We start from the raw sequence: 12,728 nt of genomic DNA on the forward strand, positions 1-12,728 counted from the left end.
CGGGCGCCGGAAGGCGCTACGCCTCGCCCGACTTCGGATCCCGCCCGTCGCCGGTGGTCGGCAGGCCCTGCTCTTCGTCCGCCTTCGGCAGGAAACCGCCGAAGGCGGCCACGGTCTTGTCGGCGTAGGCGGAGGTGTCGCCGCGCTCCATCGGACCGTCCCAGGTCGTCGGGAGCGGGGCGCGATCGGGGAGGATGCGGCCGACGATGCGGTCCAGGGCCTCTTCGGCCTTGCCGACCCACAGGTGGCCGCCGTTCTCGATCTCCACGAGTTCCGCCTGCGGCACGGCCGCGAAGCGCTGCTCGGCCTCCGGGTACTGGAGGTAGTCGTCCTGCTCGGGGATGAGCGCCAGGAGCGGGCGGCCGTCCTCGGCCCACCGCTCCAGCTCGTCCTCTTTGGTGTAGCGCAGGGGCGGGGACAGGAGCACCGCGCCCTCGACGCCCGGCTCCAGACCGTACTTCAGCGTCAGGTCGGTGCCGAAGGACCAGCCGACCAGCCACACCCGCGGGAGCTCCGCGAACTCGGCGTACTCGACCGCCGCGGCGACGTCGAAGCGCTCGCCCACGCCGTTGTCGAACGCGCCCTGGCTCTTGCCCTGCTGGGATGCGGTGCCGCGGGTGTTGAACCGCAGCACCGCCATGTCCGCCAGCGCGGGCAGCCGCCAGGCGGCCTTGCGGAAGATGTGCGAATCCATCATGCCGCCGTGGGTGGGCAGCGGATGGACGCAGATGACGGTCGCCTCGGGCTCGCGGTCGGCGGGCAGGGCGAGTTCGCCGACGAGGTCGAGCCCGTCGGCGGTTTGGAGCGTGAGCGCCTCGCGCTTGGCGGGGAGCATGCTCGCGGATCTGATGACAGCCACGCGGGAATTATCCCCGGAACGGCGCGCGGGAGGACACCCGTGTGGCGCACCTGGCACCGGACGGCGGGCGGGCCGCGGAGGGCCGCCGTCCCGAGCCCCCGCCCGCCCGGGGAAAGGTAGGCGCCATCGTTGCGCGCGGGTACGACGAGAACGGGCCTTCGCGGCGCTCGTGTCACCCGAAAGAGGACGGCAGCGTCGAGGGACCGGACCCGCGGGTCCGGCCCCTCAGGGGTCGTCGTCGGTGCGGCTCAGCGCCATCGGCCCGGGCGGCGCCGGTCCCTGGCGTTCCAGCAGCCGGTGTGCCAGTGGCGGCGGTCGTCGCCGTCGCCGTCGTCGGCCCAGGCCACCACGTGCGGGGTGCTCGGCTGGATCTCCAGGTCGCAGCCGGGGCACCGGTAGGCCTTCGCCGCGCTCTCGCCGGGGATGCGGCGCACGCGCAGGGGTCCGTTCGGTCCGTCGATCAGGGTCGGGTCCTGCGCGGCCGAAGTCGGCCGCCGAGGTTCGCTCCGGCGACGGTTCTTGCGCGGCATCGGTCGGTCTCGGTCGTGGCGGGCGGCCTAGGCGCGGGCGGGGTCGTCTTGTCCGCCGTCGGCGGCCCGCGCCTCGGCGGCCTCCCGCGCGACGCGCTCGTTCAGCCGTCTGACGTGCTTGTTCATCCCCCGGACGAGCAGCACCGTCACGACGACGAGGAACACGGTCACGAACAGCCCGAACGGCCCGGCCATCGCCTGGTCGCGTTCCGGACCGAACTCCTGCGTCTGCGCGACGACCTGCGCCAACGGCGCGTTCGCCAAGATCTCCATACCCACGGGTCAACCGTATCCCGAACGGCCTAGGAGGTCTCGAGTGCCGGGAGCCGCCAGTCGACCGGCTCACCGCCCTGCTCGACGAGGAGCCGGTTCGCGCGGCTGAACGGCTTGGAGCCGAAGAAGCCGCGGCGGGCGCTCAGCGGCGACGGGTGGGCCGACTCGATGGACGGGATCGGGCCGAGGAGGTCCTTGAGCTTGCGGGCGTCGGCGCCCCAGAGGATCGCGACGGCGGGGCCGCCGCGCTCGGCGAGGGCGCGGATGGCCTGATCGGTGACCGACTCCCAGCCTTTGCCGCGGTGCGAGGCGGGCGTGCCGGGGGCGACGCTGAGTGAGCGGTTGAGGAGCAGGACGCCCTGCTCGGCCCACGGGGTGAGGTCGCCGTTGGCGGGCAGCGGGTAGCCGAGGTCGTCGCGGTACTCGTTGAAGATGTTGACCAGGCTCTTGGGGAGGGGCCGCACGTCGGGGGCGACGGCGAAGGAGAGGCCGATGGCGTGGCCGGGGGTCGGGTAGGGGTCCTGCCCGACGATGATCACCTTGACCTGGTCGAACGGCTGCTGGAAGGCGCGGAGAATGTGCTCGGCGGCGGGGAGGTACTTGCGTCCTGCGGCGACTTCGGCGCGAAGGAACTCGCCCATCTTGGCGACGTCGTCGGCCACCGGTTCGAGGGCCTTGGCCCAGCCGGGCTCCATGAGTTCATCGAGAGTTTTCTGCATGACTCAGATGCTAAGTCCCTCCACTGACACGAAATACCCCGCGTCGCGGAGGGCCGCAACGATTTCGCTCGTGTGTTCCGATCCCCGCGTCTCGATCGAGAGGTCCACTGCGACCTCGCCGACGGACAGGCGCGGATCGGAGCGCTGGTGGTAGACGTCGACGATGTTGCCGCCGTAGGCGCCGATGAGCCGGAGGATCGACGCGAGCGCGCCGGGGCGGTCGGCGCACCGCAGGTTCGCCCGCATGAAGCGGCCCGAGGCCCCCAGGCCGTGTTCGATGAGCCGCATCAGCAGCAGCGGGTCGATGTTGCCGCCGGAGAGGACGGCGACGGCGGGGCCCTCGTGGGCGACGGAGTAGTTCAGGAGCGCGGCGTAGGCGGTGGCCCCGGCGGGTTCGACGACGAGCTTGTTGCGTTCCAGGAGTGAGAGGAGCGCGCGGCTGATGTCCTCTTCGGTCACGGTGACGATCTGGTCCACAAGAGAGGCGACGTGTGCGAAGGGGACCTTGCCGGGGAGGCCGACCTTGATGCCGTCGGCGATGGTGTGCATCTTGTCGAGGCGCACGGGCTTCCCGGCGGCGAGCGAGTCCGGGTAGGCCGCGGCGCCTTCGGCCTGGACGCCGATGATTCGGATGTCGGGCTTGAGCTGCTTCGCGGCGGCGGCGATGCCGGCGATGAGCCCGCCGCCGCCGACGGACGTCACGATGGTGCCGGTCTCGGGCAGCTGATCGAGGATCTCGAGGGCGATGGTCCCCTGCCCGGTGACGATGTCGCGGTGGTCGAAGGGGTGGATGAGGGTCGCGCCGGTCCGCTCGGCGAAGGCGCGGGCCGAGTCGAGGGCGTCGTCGACGTTGTCGCCGCCGAGGATGATCTCGGCGCCGTACCCCTTGGTCGCGGCGACTTTCGGCAGCGGCGCGGACTCGGGCATGAAGACGGTGCATCGGATGCCGAGGGTCGAGGCGGCGAGCGCGACGCCTTGGGCGTGGTTGCCCGCGGAGGCGGCGACGACGCCGAGGGCGCGCTGGCCCTCGTCCAGGTGCGAGACGCGCATGTACGCGCCGCGGATCTTGAACGAGCCCGCGCGCTGCAGGTTCTCGCACTTGAGGTGGACGCCGTCGAGGACGGGGTCGCGGGAGGGTTCGAGCGGGGTGCGCCGCACGACCCCGGCGAGTTCGACGGCCGCGGCGCGGACGTCGGCGAGTGTCACGAGCTCCGTCACGCCTCGATCGTAGTGCGCACCGGCCCGAGGGCTCGGGCGCATCGATCGCGGCGCACCGCCCAATGGCCTGAAAGCGATTACTGTAGACCGAAATGCCGATCTTGATGCGTCGTGGGCGACAAGCGTGGGACGTCTGAAACCGCAGGTGGCACCAAGTGCGAGGAGCGCAGCGCACGCCACTGGACGTCCGCGACAATGGGTGACCGCCGCTACTTCGCGAGACCGGAAGGCTTAAGCTACGAACATTCAACTCTTAACCATGAAGAAGCTTGCAGGACACGCTTCCGCAATGGCCCGTCCTCGTCACTCGCCCATCACCGATCCCATCCATCCCCTTAGAACCCCTGGAGTCAACGGTGACTGCTGTCACGCTGAAGAACGTCTCGAAGGTGTTCCCCGGCGATACCCTGGCCGTGGACTCCTTGAGCATGGAAGTCAACCACGGCGAATTCCTGGTCCTGCTCGGGCCGTCCGGCTGCGGCAAGTCCACCGTGCTGAGGATGGTCGCCGGGCTGGAGACGCCTTCCGACGGCGAGATCCTCCTCGACGGCCAGTACGCCAACGACCTCCCGCCGCGCGAGCGCAACGCGGCGATGATCTTCCAGACGTTCGCGCTCTACCCGCACATGTCGGTCGCCGACAACATCGGGTTCCCCCTCAAGCTCGGCAAGCAGAACGGCGCCCAGTCCGTGCCGGACGCGGTGGGCGACATGGCGAGCGCGTTGGGCATCTCGGACCTCAAGGACCGCAAGCCGAACCAGCTCTCGGGCGGCCAGCAGCAGCGCGTCGCCATGGGGCGCGCGCTCGTGCGGCGCCCGAAGCTCTTCCTCATGGACGAGCCGCTCTCGAACCTCGACGTGGGCCTGCGCGCCGAACTGCGCACCGAGATCTCCTCGCTGGTGCGCCGCCACGACGCGACCACCCTGTACGTCACGCACGACCAGACCGAGGCGCTCACGATGGCCGACCGGGTCGCGGTCATGCGCAAGGGCGTCCTCCAGGACGTGGGCACCCCCGACGAGGTGTACGAGCGGCCGGCGACGATGTACGTGGCCGCGTTCCTGGGCACCCCGCGCATGAACCTCGTGGAGGCGCGCGTCAACGTCTACCTCGACCGGTACGTGGCCCTCGACTTCGGCGAGCAGGAGCTGCGGCTGCCGTGGCACGACCTGCGCGGGCGGGCCGTGGCGCGCTACCACGGCGAGACCATCGTGGTCGGGATGCGGGCCGAGGCGCTCGCACCGGTCGCGGACGGCCACCCGGGCCAGTCGATCCAGGGCCGGGTGCGGTTCTACGAGCACCACGGCCACGAGACCCTCGTGTTCCTCGACATCGGCGCGACGGCGGTCGTGCCGGACGGCATCGGCGACAAGCCGGACCTGGCGCGCAGCGGCTCGAAGCCGCGCCGCCGCCTCGGCGGGCTGTTCTCCGGGTTCGGCCAGCCCGCGGTCGAGCAGCGCGAGGCCGACACCGGCCCGATCCGCAAGCCCGCCGACCTGGTCTTCCGGCTGCCCCCGCACATCCCCGTCTCGGCCGGGCAGCCGATCACCGTGGCCGTCCACATGGACGCGCTGCATTACTTCGACAAGTACGGCAAGCGCATCGACGTCGGATGGACGCAGCGCGCCTGAAGCGGAACGCCGCGGGGCCCTCGTGGAAGGGCCCCGCGGCGTCGTCGATCGATTCGTGCTCACCGGGCCGTGCGCTTACCCGCCCGGTGCGGCCCGCGGGCCGTCAGCCCAGGAACTTCTCGGCTTCGATGATCTTCACCGAGATCTCGATGTCCTTCGGGGTCTTGTAGGTGACGGTGTCGCCGACCTTGTGGCCGAGGATGGCCGCGCCCAGCGCCGAGTCGGGGCTGTAGACGGTGAGGTCGGTCGTGGCCGCGATCTCGCGCGAGCCGAGGAGGAACTTCTCGGTGTCGTCCGGGTCGCCGTCGAAGGCGATCGTCACGACGGTCCCGATCTGGATTTCGTCGCTCTCCTTCGCCTCGCCCACCTTCGCGTTGCGCAGCAGGTCCTCGAGCTGGCGAATGCGGCCCTCCTGCTTGCCCTGCTCGTCGCGGGCGGCGTGGTAGCCGCCGTTCTCGCGGAGGTCGCCCTCCTCGCGCCGGGCGTTGATCTCGGCGGCGATCACCGGACGGTTCGCGATGAGCTCGTCCAACTCGCTCTTGAGGCGGTCGTAGGCCTCCTGGGTGAGCCAAGTGCCCTGGTTTGCGTCGGTAGCCATGTGTTCCATATCCTCCGAATAGTGCGATCCGTACTGTCAGGCCCTGTCGCTGCGTGAAGGCCCTCGCCGCTCCGGGTCACGATCCCGGATAGCGAAAGGCCCGCCGACCGAAATGCGGTGCGACGGGCCGAAAGTCGAAATTCAGTCCGCCTGGCGACACCTCAGGACCTCGCCGGTATTGGGCTGGCCCTCCACGGCGAGCGCATACGCCACCTCGACATGCGTGGCATCGTCCGCCGGGATCTCGACTTCGGCGTATCCGATCTCGGCGCCCGCGAGGTCGCGGGATCTGACGGCGCACACGGCGCCCTCGCCGGCCGGTTTGTAGACCTCGAACTCGACCGTCACCTGGCCGGGCACGGAGTCGTCGAAGCCGAGCAGGCGCTCGGAGACGTCGTTCTGGCCGTAAAGCTCCGAAAGGCGCCAGGCGGCGACGAGTCCCGCCGCGACGACCGCGACCGTGAGGACCACGGTCACCGCCGGGCGGCGACGGCGAGGAGCGCGGCGGCGACCGTAGCGACCGTCGGGGAAGGTCACGTCGGCGGCGTCCCGGGCGGACACCGCCTGCACGCGCCCATCCGTGGCCTGCGTCTCAGTCATTGCGTCGCTTTCCGTTCGCGAACAGCGGTTCGGTCGCCGTGAGCCCACGGTTCCTGGAAGAACCGGGAAGCATTGATTATCGAGTATCGTTGCACAGAATGCCAGAGCCGACAACTACCGCTGTGCGCGCGTCGGTTCCAGTGCGCCGAGCCTTCCACGAATGACACCCGCCAGTGAGGTTGACCGACGTGACGAATCCGTCCAGCGAGCTGCGCCTGATGTGCGTGCACGCCCATCCCGACGACGAGTCCAGCAAGGGCGCCGGGACGATGGCGCGCTATGTCCGGGAGGGCGTCGAGGTCCTCGTCGTCACGTGTACCGGCGGCGAGCGCGGCGACGTGCTGAACCCGAAGATGGACCGCCCGGAAGTGCAGGAGAACCTGGCGCAGATCCGCAATGAGGAGATGGCCCGGGCCCGGGAGATCCTCGGCGTCAAGCAGCACTGGCTGGGCTTCACCGACTCGGGGCTCCCGGACGGCTGGCTGCCCGAGTCGGGCGTGCCGCTGCCCGAGGACGCCTTCTACCTGGTGCCGACCGAGGAGGCCGCCGCGCCGCTCGTGGCGATCATGCGCGCGTTCAAACCGCACGTGGTCACCACCTACGACGAGGAGGGCGGCTACCCGCACCCGGACCATGTCAAGACCCACGAGGTGTCGATCGAGGCGTTCCGCGCCGCGGGCGACCCCGAGCGGTACCCGGACGTCGGGGAGCCGTGGCAGCCGCTGAAGCTCTATTACAGCCACTCCTTCGGCAAGGCCCGGATCGAGGCCCTGCATTACGCGATGGTCACGGCCGGCCTCGAATCGCCCTATAAGGACTGGATGGAAGCCGGGGACTGGACCCGCGACAAGAGCGAGCGGACCACGACCAAGGTCGAGTGCGCCGAGTACTTCGACATCCGCGACGAGGCCCTGAAGGCCCACGCGACGCAGATCGACCCGGACGGGTTCTGGTTCGCCGTGCCGCGCGAGATCCAGCAGAAGGCCTGGCCCACCGAGGACTTCGAACTGGTCGAGTCGCACGTCGAGACGCGCCTGCCCGAGAACGACCTCTTCGCCGGCCTCCGGTAGCGCTGCGCCCCAGGGGCCTCTGGCGCCCCATCATCCACTCCAGACGGCTGGGGCGCCACCGCCGTGCCGGATCGTCGGGCTTCGCGCACCCTCGGTGAGGAAACAACTGTCGGGCTCCTGACACCACGCTGTATTTCCTCGGAAAGTGCGGGAACCTTGCTGCAAGCGCGCTCCCGCGGGTTACCGTGCCGGGTGAACGGGGTCGAACCCCGGACCGGGCACGACACGCGGAGGCGGGCGCAGAACGGAGGTGGACCCATGGTCAGTCGCGAAACAACACCGGCGCGCACCAAGTCGTTCGTCGGCAGTCTCCTCGTCGCCACGCCCACGCTGCAGGACCCGAACTTCGATCGCACGGTCGTCATCGGCGTCGGACACGAATCCGACGGGGTGCTCGGCGTGGTCCTCAACCGCGCCACCGAGCGGCAGGTCGTCCACTACCTCGACCAGTGGGCCGACCTGGCAGGGCACCCCGCGGTCCTCTTCGAAGGCGGCCCGGTCCAGCCGGACGCGGCGATCGGACTGGGCTGGCGGAAGGCCGACGCGCCATTCAACGAGGCGTTCCGTCCCGTGCTGGGGCGGCTCGGCACCCTCGACCTCTCCCGGGACCCGGACGAGGTCGCGCCGCTGCTGGAGGGGATGCGGGTGTTCACCGGGTACGCCGGATGGGCGCCGGGCCAGCTGGAGGCGGAGATCGAGGCGGGCGCGTGGATGGTCTTCGACGCCCTGCCCGCCGACCCGTTCTCGACCAATCCCGAGGAGCTGTGGTCCATGGTGTGGAAGCGCCAGGGCGGCTTGCTCTCCGCGGTCGCGCACTTCCCCGCCGACCCCGCGATGAACTGAGCCGCGCCGCTCCCCGTCATACCCCGGGCCGCCAGGCCATGAGGATCACGATCAAGAGGTAGAGGACGAAGTTCAGCGTCGCGAGGGTCAGCAGTCGGGCCCGGTGCTGCTCCAGCGACTCGCCGTCCATGATGCCGTGGCCGTCTTGGAGCTCCTTGCCGATGCGCGCGAGGGTCCCGGGGATCACGGCCGCACCGTTGACGACGGCGACCACGTACAGGGTGCCCGCGACGATGAGCCAGGGATCGGCGAACGAGTACCGCTCTCCGGTGACGGTGGTGAGCGCCCCGAAGAGGGCCGCGACGACCGTGAGCGCGTTGAACGCCATGCAGCGGCGCCCGGCCCGGTGCACCCGGTCGCCGTCGCGCTCGCGCAGGGCCCGCTCGCCGAGCCACGGCAGGAGCATCGCGGGGCCGACGACGATCACCGCCGTCAGCACGTGCAGGATCGACAACAGCGTGTGCATACCGCGATCTTACGGACATAACGGTAGGACTATCTGAAAAATGGCGTCTCTGACGGAACCGTCAGTGCTCGAAGTGTGCTTGGTCGACGCTGTAGGGCCGGTGCCCGCGGTCTTCGCCGTCCATGCGGCGCAACGGCGGCCGCGTCGCCGGGTACGGCGGCAGCGATCGGGCGGGCCGGTGCGCCTCGCTGGTCACCGCGAGCACGTCGAGCCGGTAGTCCTCGCCGTCGTGGACCTGGAGCACCTCGGCGGTGATCGAGCGCCGGCAGAGCCGGCCGGCCGCGATCGCGACCGTGTCCTGGTGGGAGACGAAGTCATCGCCGTCCTCACCGGAGGTCGCGGGCACGGCCAGGTCGATCGCGTGCGAGCCGGGACGCAGCGGTATGACCAGTCGCGCCCACCTGGCGTCGAGGACGGTGTCGTCGACGAGCAGGGTCGGGCGCTCCAGCCACGGGCGGCGGCGCGAGGGCAGCGGCTCGCCGTACAGCGGCATCTGGCGCAGCCCCGTGCCTTCGGGGTGGGCGAGGCGCTGCCACACGAGTTCCCAGCGCAGGTCGATCACGAGCGCGCCGCATCCGGTCGGGACCTCTGGACGCGAAGGAGCCATGGGGGCGATCGCGCCCGGCGGTTCCAGTGCGGGCGTCGCGTCGAGCGGCTGCCACGGCTGGGCCTTGACGCGCGAGGAGCGCATGTGCCGCGCGCGGTGCCGCCGCACCGGCGGCCCGAAGTACCAGCGCCGGCCCGAGGTCCGGTCCTGGGTCAGGTCGTTCACGAAGTCGAGCTCGACGATGCCGCCGGTCCCTGCTTCGATGCGCCACCAGCCGCGGGAGCCACCGCCTTGCACCTCGACGTCGTGGCCGCCCAGAGGCAGCGCCACATCGACCTCGCCGAAGCCCTGCACGCAGGGGATGCCGTCGATGAGCACCACCGGGGTGCCGGGGTAGACCCAGCCGTCCGGCATGTTCCGGGGCCGCCACCCGCCCTCGCCGACCTTGCCGAGCCGCAGGCGCAGCACGGTGCGGTCCGGGCCCGGCCGCGCCGTGCCGCCGGGCAGGACGCGGTGTTCGGCCCGGGGGTGCGCCCGGGCCTCCCAGCCTTCGACCAGGGGGGTGAAGCGGCTCACGAGTGGATCGTCCCGGAGATGTCGCTGAAGCCCTGGCCGTCGTACTCGGACCCGCCGTCACCGGCCCGGGAGTGGTTGTCGCGGCTGCGGGTGGCCTGGTTGTTGGCCGTGGCGGTCGCGATCGGCGTGATCGTCTTGATCTTCGTCAGCACCTCGCCGGCCTTGGCCAGGTCGGTGGTCACGGTCTTGATGGAGGCCTGGAGCATCGCGGAGATGTTCTTGCCCTGGGCGAGGGCCCTGGTGGCCTGCATGACGTTCCTCGCGGACATGACCGCGGTCCACGACGCCGCCGCGGCGGTCGAGCCGCCGAAGGTGACCGCGGCCGCGGCCAGCGCCGCCAGCCAGGTCGTGATCAGCTGCGACAGGAAGCTGGAGATGATCGACTTGATGACCTCCTGGAGGGTCTGCGCGAGCGCCTGCGCGACCGAGAGCCAGTGCTGGCAGGTGGCGGACTTGACGCCGATGCCGCCGATCGCGTCGGCGAGTTCGCTGATGCGCGTCTTCGCGATCGCGGCGGCTTGGTCGTCCCATTCGCCGAGGCCGGCGCCCGAGACGTGCTGCACCTCTTGGGCGAGCGCGTAGCAGGCCTGCTCGATGGTGTTCCAGCGGTCGATCGCGTTCTGCAGCCGGTCGGGGTTGCCGGTCACGAAGCCGAGGATGTCCTCCAGCGGCTGGATGACCGCGATGAGGAAGTCGAGGCCGTTGCTGATGAGGGCCCCGAGGGGGTCGGTGATCCAGCCGACCGCCTGCGCCCCCAATTCCATGGTCGCCGCCGAGGCCTTGACGATGTCGACGTCCTCGCCTTGGAAGGAGTCGTAGAGGTTCTTGCCCGCGCCGTAGGCGGTCATGCCCAGGCCGTCGGAGACGGGGTTGACGGACAGGAAGTCCGTGGAGGGCTGGTCGCCGACCATCCCGTCCATGTCGTAGCCGGGGTTCTTGTAACCGAGATCGCTCATGCCGGGCCCTAGCAGATCTGCGCTTGCGTGACGGCCGCGGCGACCTCGTCCAGCGAGCTGTTGACGATGGCGAGCTGCGCGGCGATGTCCTCGTCGGTGGCCTGGTAGGCGCGGGCGCAGGCGTCGAGCCGGATGGCGTGCGCCTCGATCGCGGCGGGCACGTCCTCCATGAGGGCCGTGACCTGCCAGCTGACGAAGCCGCTGTAGGCGAGGCCCACCAGGGCGCCGAGGAACGGGCCCCATGTGCCGAACTCGGGATCGGCGTCCGCGGCGGCCTCTTTGAGGGCCTGCGCGTCGTCGGCCAGCTCGGTGAGGCGGTCCCGTGACTGATCCATCGCATCGATGTCTTGGACGACCAAGGGAGGGTTCCTTCCTGGGGGGGTGCGATCGGCATCCGGCCTGCATCCTACGAAGCGGCGGCCAAGCCTGACGGAACGGCTGCCCCGGAACCCGTCGACCGGGCGTACGAGAAGGCCGGGCCCGGACGCGAGAGCGTCCGGGCCCGGCCTGTCAGTGGAGCCTAGTGAACCTTTCTCAACCTGGGGGAGTTCCGTTGCACGGCAATGAAGAAGCTCCTGGTACAACAACAGTCGCCAAACACGTTGTCTCCCAGGAGCTTCCATGCTGTTGTACCAGGCGGCCTTGCCGCTGTCGAGTCGCACCCTGACCTTCACCTCGCGGCTCGTCCGCGCCCACCGAGCCGTGATCGGCTCACGATGGCGGGTGCTCAACCCTGGTGCCCAGGCCCTGCTCACCCTCGCCTACCTACACCAGGGCCACACCTACGACCAACTCGCACCCGGCTTCGGCATCTCCCGCGCCACTGCCGCCCGCCGCATCCACGAGACCATCGGCCTACTCGCCGCCGGCGCTCCGAAACTCCGCGAGGGCCTGCGCCGCGCGAAGCGCTCGGGCCGGGGCTATGTCATCCTCGACGGCACGCTCATCCCTACCGACCGGCTCGCCGCCGACCGGCCCTATTACCAGGGCAAGCATCGCTGCCATGGGATGAACTTCCAGGCCATCACCGACTGGCGCGGGAACCTGCTGTGGGTCTCGGGCGCGATCCGCGGGTCCGTCCACGACACCAAGGCGGCCCGGATCTGGCAACTGCCCAGACTGCTGCGCGAGCACGGCCTGTTCGCCCTGGCCGACAAGGGCTACCAGGGCCTGGACCACGAACTGGTGGTCACGCCTTACAAGGGGAAGGGCAAACCTGAGTATCAGAAGGAGCACAACCGGTTCCACGCCCGGCTCCGAGGCCCTGGCGAGCGGGCCTTCACCGAGTTGAAGAAGTGGCGTGTCCTGAGGAAACTCCGCTGCGATCCCAACCGGGCCACCCCGATCGCCCGCGCCATCGCCGCACTGAACCACCAAGAGAACCAATCAGGTTGAGAAAGGCTCAGTGTCGCTTACCGCTACCCAAAATCGAAGGGTGAGGCCGCTGAAGAGGACCGGTCACTTCGAGGTAGCCACGACTGCCCTGACGGTCACCAGGTGACTACCGGAATTGCGGACCTCATCGCCACCTCTGGGCTGAGGAGTCTTGAATCACAGACTAATCGACGCTAAGGAAACACGATCTCTTCGCACACGATCGCAAACAAGGAACCCGGCAATCCCAAGTAGGACCATTGAGACCTCTACTGCCAATCCAAGCAGGATTTCCCCACTGAAGATCAACGAGACAGATATCCCCACCAACATTGCAGCTGCCGCGGAGGCGAAAACGGCCGCACCGTTTCGATTCTCATCTTCTCGAACGAAAGTGCGAGATCTTGAGAACATTTTCCCTATCCACAATTTCGGCCCAGGTGGATAAACTGACAACTTCACAAGAGC

15 protein-coding genes are annotated in these 12,728 nt (G+C 69.6%); 4 read left to right on the top strand and 11 right to left on the bottom strand.

Annotated elements, in window-relative coordinates; genetic code table 11:
- Positions 1 to 16: 16 nt before the first annotated feature.
- The 5 genes from K3N28_RS21905 to ilvA all read right to left on the bottom strand — a co-directional run bounded on the left by K3N28_RS21905 (position 17) and on the right by ilvA (position 3,599).
- Positions 17 to 835 carry an alpha/beta hydrolase gene (locus K3N28_RS21905; RefSeq protein WP_374209855.1) on the bottom strand — a complete coding sequence of 273 codons (819 nt, stop codon included), beginning with the start codon at positions 833 to 835 and terminating at the stop codon, positions 17 to 19.
- Between the two features lie 272 nt (positions 836 to 1,107).
- The gene (locus K3N28_RS21910; RefSeq protein WP_228094888.1) at positions 1,108 to 1,293 is read right to left on the bottom strand and encodes a hypothetical protein; all 186 of its coding nucleotides are present in this window, start codon (positions 1,291 to 1,293) and stop codon (positions 1,108 to 1,110) included.
- Between the two features lie 123 nt (positions 1,294 to 1,416).
- Positions 1,417 to 1,668, bottom strand: coding sequence for a hypothetical protein (locus K3N28_RS21915; RefSeq protein ID WP_374209854.1), 252 nt, complete (start codon positions 1,666 to 1,668; stop codon positions 1,417 to 1,419).
- Between the two features lie 23 nt (positions 1,669 to 1,691).
- The gene (locus K3N28_RS21920) at positions 1,692 to 2,381 is read right to left on the bottom strand and encodes a uracil-DNA glycosylase (protein ID WP_228094889.1); all 690 of its coding nucleotides are present in this window, start codon (positions 2,379 to 2,381) and stop codon (positions 1,692 to 1,694) included.
- A gap of 3 nt (positions 2,382 to 2,384) precedes the next feature.
- On the bottom strand, positions 2,385 to 3,599 hold the full coding sequence (gene ilvA, locus K3N28_RS21925) for a threonine ammonia-lyase (RefSeq protein WP_228094890.1): 1,215 nt from the start codon (positions 3,597 to 3,599) through the stop codon (positions 2,385 to 2,387).
- Between the two features lie 356 nt (positions 3,600 to 3,955).
- Here ilvA and K3N28_RS21930 point away from each other — a divergent pair, with 356 nt between their 5' ends.
- Positions 3,956 to 5,230 carry an ABC transporter ATP-binding protein gene (locus K3N28_RS21930; RefSeq protein ID WP_228094891.1) on the top strand — a complete coding sequence of 425 codons (1,275 nt, stop codon included), beginning with the start codon at positions 3,956 to 3,958 and terminating at the stop codon, positions 5,228 to 5,230.
- A 103-nt stretch (positions 5,231 to 5,333) separates the two neighbouring features.
- Here the strand turns inward: K3N28_RS21930 and greA are convergent, their stop codons facing one another.
- A complete protein-coding gene (greA, locus tag K3N28_RS21935) occupies positions 5,334 to 5,828 on the bottom strand; it encodes a transcription elongation factor GreA (RefSeq protein ID WP_228094892.1) in 495 nt (164 codons plus the stop codon).
- Between the two features lie 141 nt (positions 5,829 to 5,969).
- Positions 5,970 to 6,428: a DUF4307 domain-containing protein gene (locus K3N28_RS21940; protein ID WP_228094893.1), complete on the bottom strand. Its 459-nt coding sequence runs from the start codon at positions 6,426 to 6,428 to the stop codon at positions 5,970 to 5,972.
- 218 nt (positions 6,429 to 6,646) lie between these two features.
- Between K3N28_RS21940 and mca the strand changes: the two genes are divergently transcribed.
- Together mca and K3N28_RS21950 are read left to right on the top strand one after the other, a co-directional pair.
- Positions 6,647 to 7,498: a mycothiol conjugate amidase Mca gene (gene mca, locus K3N28_RS21945; protein WP_374209856.1), complete on the top strand. Its 852-nt coding sequence runs from the start codon at positions 6,647 to 6,649 to the stop codon at positions 7,496 to 7,498.
- 258 nt (positions 7,499 to 7,756) lie between these two features.
- Complete coding sequence (locus tag K3N28_RS21950) at positions 7,757 to 8,341, top strand: YqgE/AlgH family protein (protein ID WP_228094895.1); 585 nt, start codon at positions 7,757 to 7,759, stop codon at positions 8,339 to 8,341.
- Positions 8,342 to 8,357: 16 nt separating this feature from the next.
- On the opposite strand, the gene K3N28_RS21955 is transcribed toward K3N28_RS21950, so the two are convergent.
- From K3N28_RS21955 to K3N28_RS21970, 4 genes are all read right to left on the bottom strand, one after another.
- Positions 8,358 to 8,807 (bottom strand): DUF2269 family protein, encoded by a 450-nt coding sequence (locus tag K3N28_RS21955; RefSeq protein WP_228094896.1) that lies wholly within the window; start codon positions 8,805 to 8,807, stop codon positions 8,358 to 8,360.
- 61 nt (positions 8,808 to 8,868) lie between these two features.
- Positions 8,869 to 9,930, bottom strand: a complete 1,062-nt coding sequence (locus tag K3N28_RS21960; RefSeq protein ID WP_228094897.1) for a hypothetical protein — start codon at positions 9,928 to 9,930, stop codon at positions 8,869 to 8,871.
- Complete coding sequence (locus K3N28_RS21965; protein WP_228094898.1) at positions 9,927 to 10,886, bottom strand: hypothetical protein; 960 nt, start codon at positions 10,884 to 10,886, stop codon at positions 9,927 to 9,929. Before K3N28_RS21965 ends, K3N28_RS21960 begins: the two co-directional genes overlap by 4 nt.
- Positions 10,887 to 10,894: 8 nt before the next feature.
- A complete protein-coding gene (locus tag K3N28_RS21970; RefSeq protein WP_228094899.1) occupies positions 10,895 to 11,245 on the bottom strand; it encodes a hypothetical protein in 351 nt (116 codons plus the stop codon).
- A 262-nt stretch (positions 11,246 to 11,507) separates the two neighbouring features.
- Between K3N28_RS21970 and K3N28_RS21975 the strand changes: the two genes are divergently transcribed.
- Complete coding sequence (locus K3N28_RS21975; RefSeq protein ID WP_228094900.1) at positions 11,508 to 12,281, top strand: transposase family protein; 774 nt, start codon at positions 11,508 to 11,510, stop codon at positions 12,279 to 12,281.
- Positions 12,282 to 12,728: the final 447 nt, after the last annotated feature.

This window comes from Glycomyces sp. TRM65418 (genome assembly GCF_019710475.1).
GTDB lineage: Bacteria > Actinomycetota > Actinomycetes > Mycobacteriales > Micromonosporaceae > Glycomyces.

Excerpts from the sequence above, each read along its gene's own strand:
- K3N28_RS21950 (WP_228094895.1), top strand. The coding sequence starts at position 7,757 with ATGGTCAGTCGCGAAACAACACCGGCGCGCACCAAGTCGTTCGTCGGC.
- K3N28_RS21920 (WP_228094889.1), bottom strand. The coding sequence starts at position 2,381 with ATGCAGAAAACTCTCGATGAACTCATGGAGCCCGGCTGGGCCAAGGCC.
- K3N28_RS21955 (WP_228094896.1), bottom strand. The coding sequence starts at position 8,807 with ATGCACACGCTGTTGTCGATCCTGCACGTGCTGACGGCGGTGATCGTC.
- K3N28_RS21940 (WP_228094893.1), bottom strand. The coding sequence starts at position 6,428 with ATGACTGAGACGCAGGCCACGGATGGGCGCGTGCAGGCGGTGTCCGCC.
- K3N28_RS21965 (WP_228094898.1), bottom strand. The coding sequence starts at position 10,886 with ATGAGCGATCTCGGTTACAAGAACCCCGGCTACGACATGGACGGGATG.
- greA (WP_228094892.1), bottom strand. The coding sequence starts at position 5,828 with ATGGCTACCGACGCAAACCAGGGCACTTGGCTCACCCAGGAGGCCTAC.
- K3N28_RS21905 (WP_374209855.1), bottom strand. The coding sequence starts at position 835 with ATGCTCCCCGCCAAGCGCGAGGCGCTCACGCTCCAAACCGCCGACGGG.
- K3N28_RS21975 (WP_228094900.1), top strand. The coding sequence starts at position 11,508 with ATGCTGTTGTACCAGGCGGCCTTGCCGCTGTCGAGTCGCACCCTGACC.
- mca (WP_374209856.1), top strand. The coding sequence starts at position 6,647 with ATGTGCGTGCACGCCCATCCCGACGACGAGTCCAGCAAGGGCGCCGGG.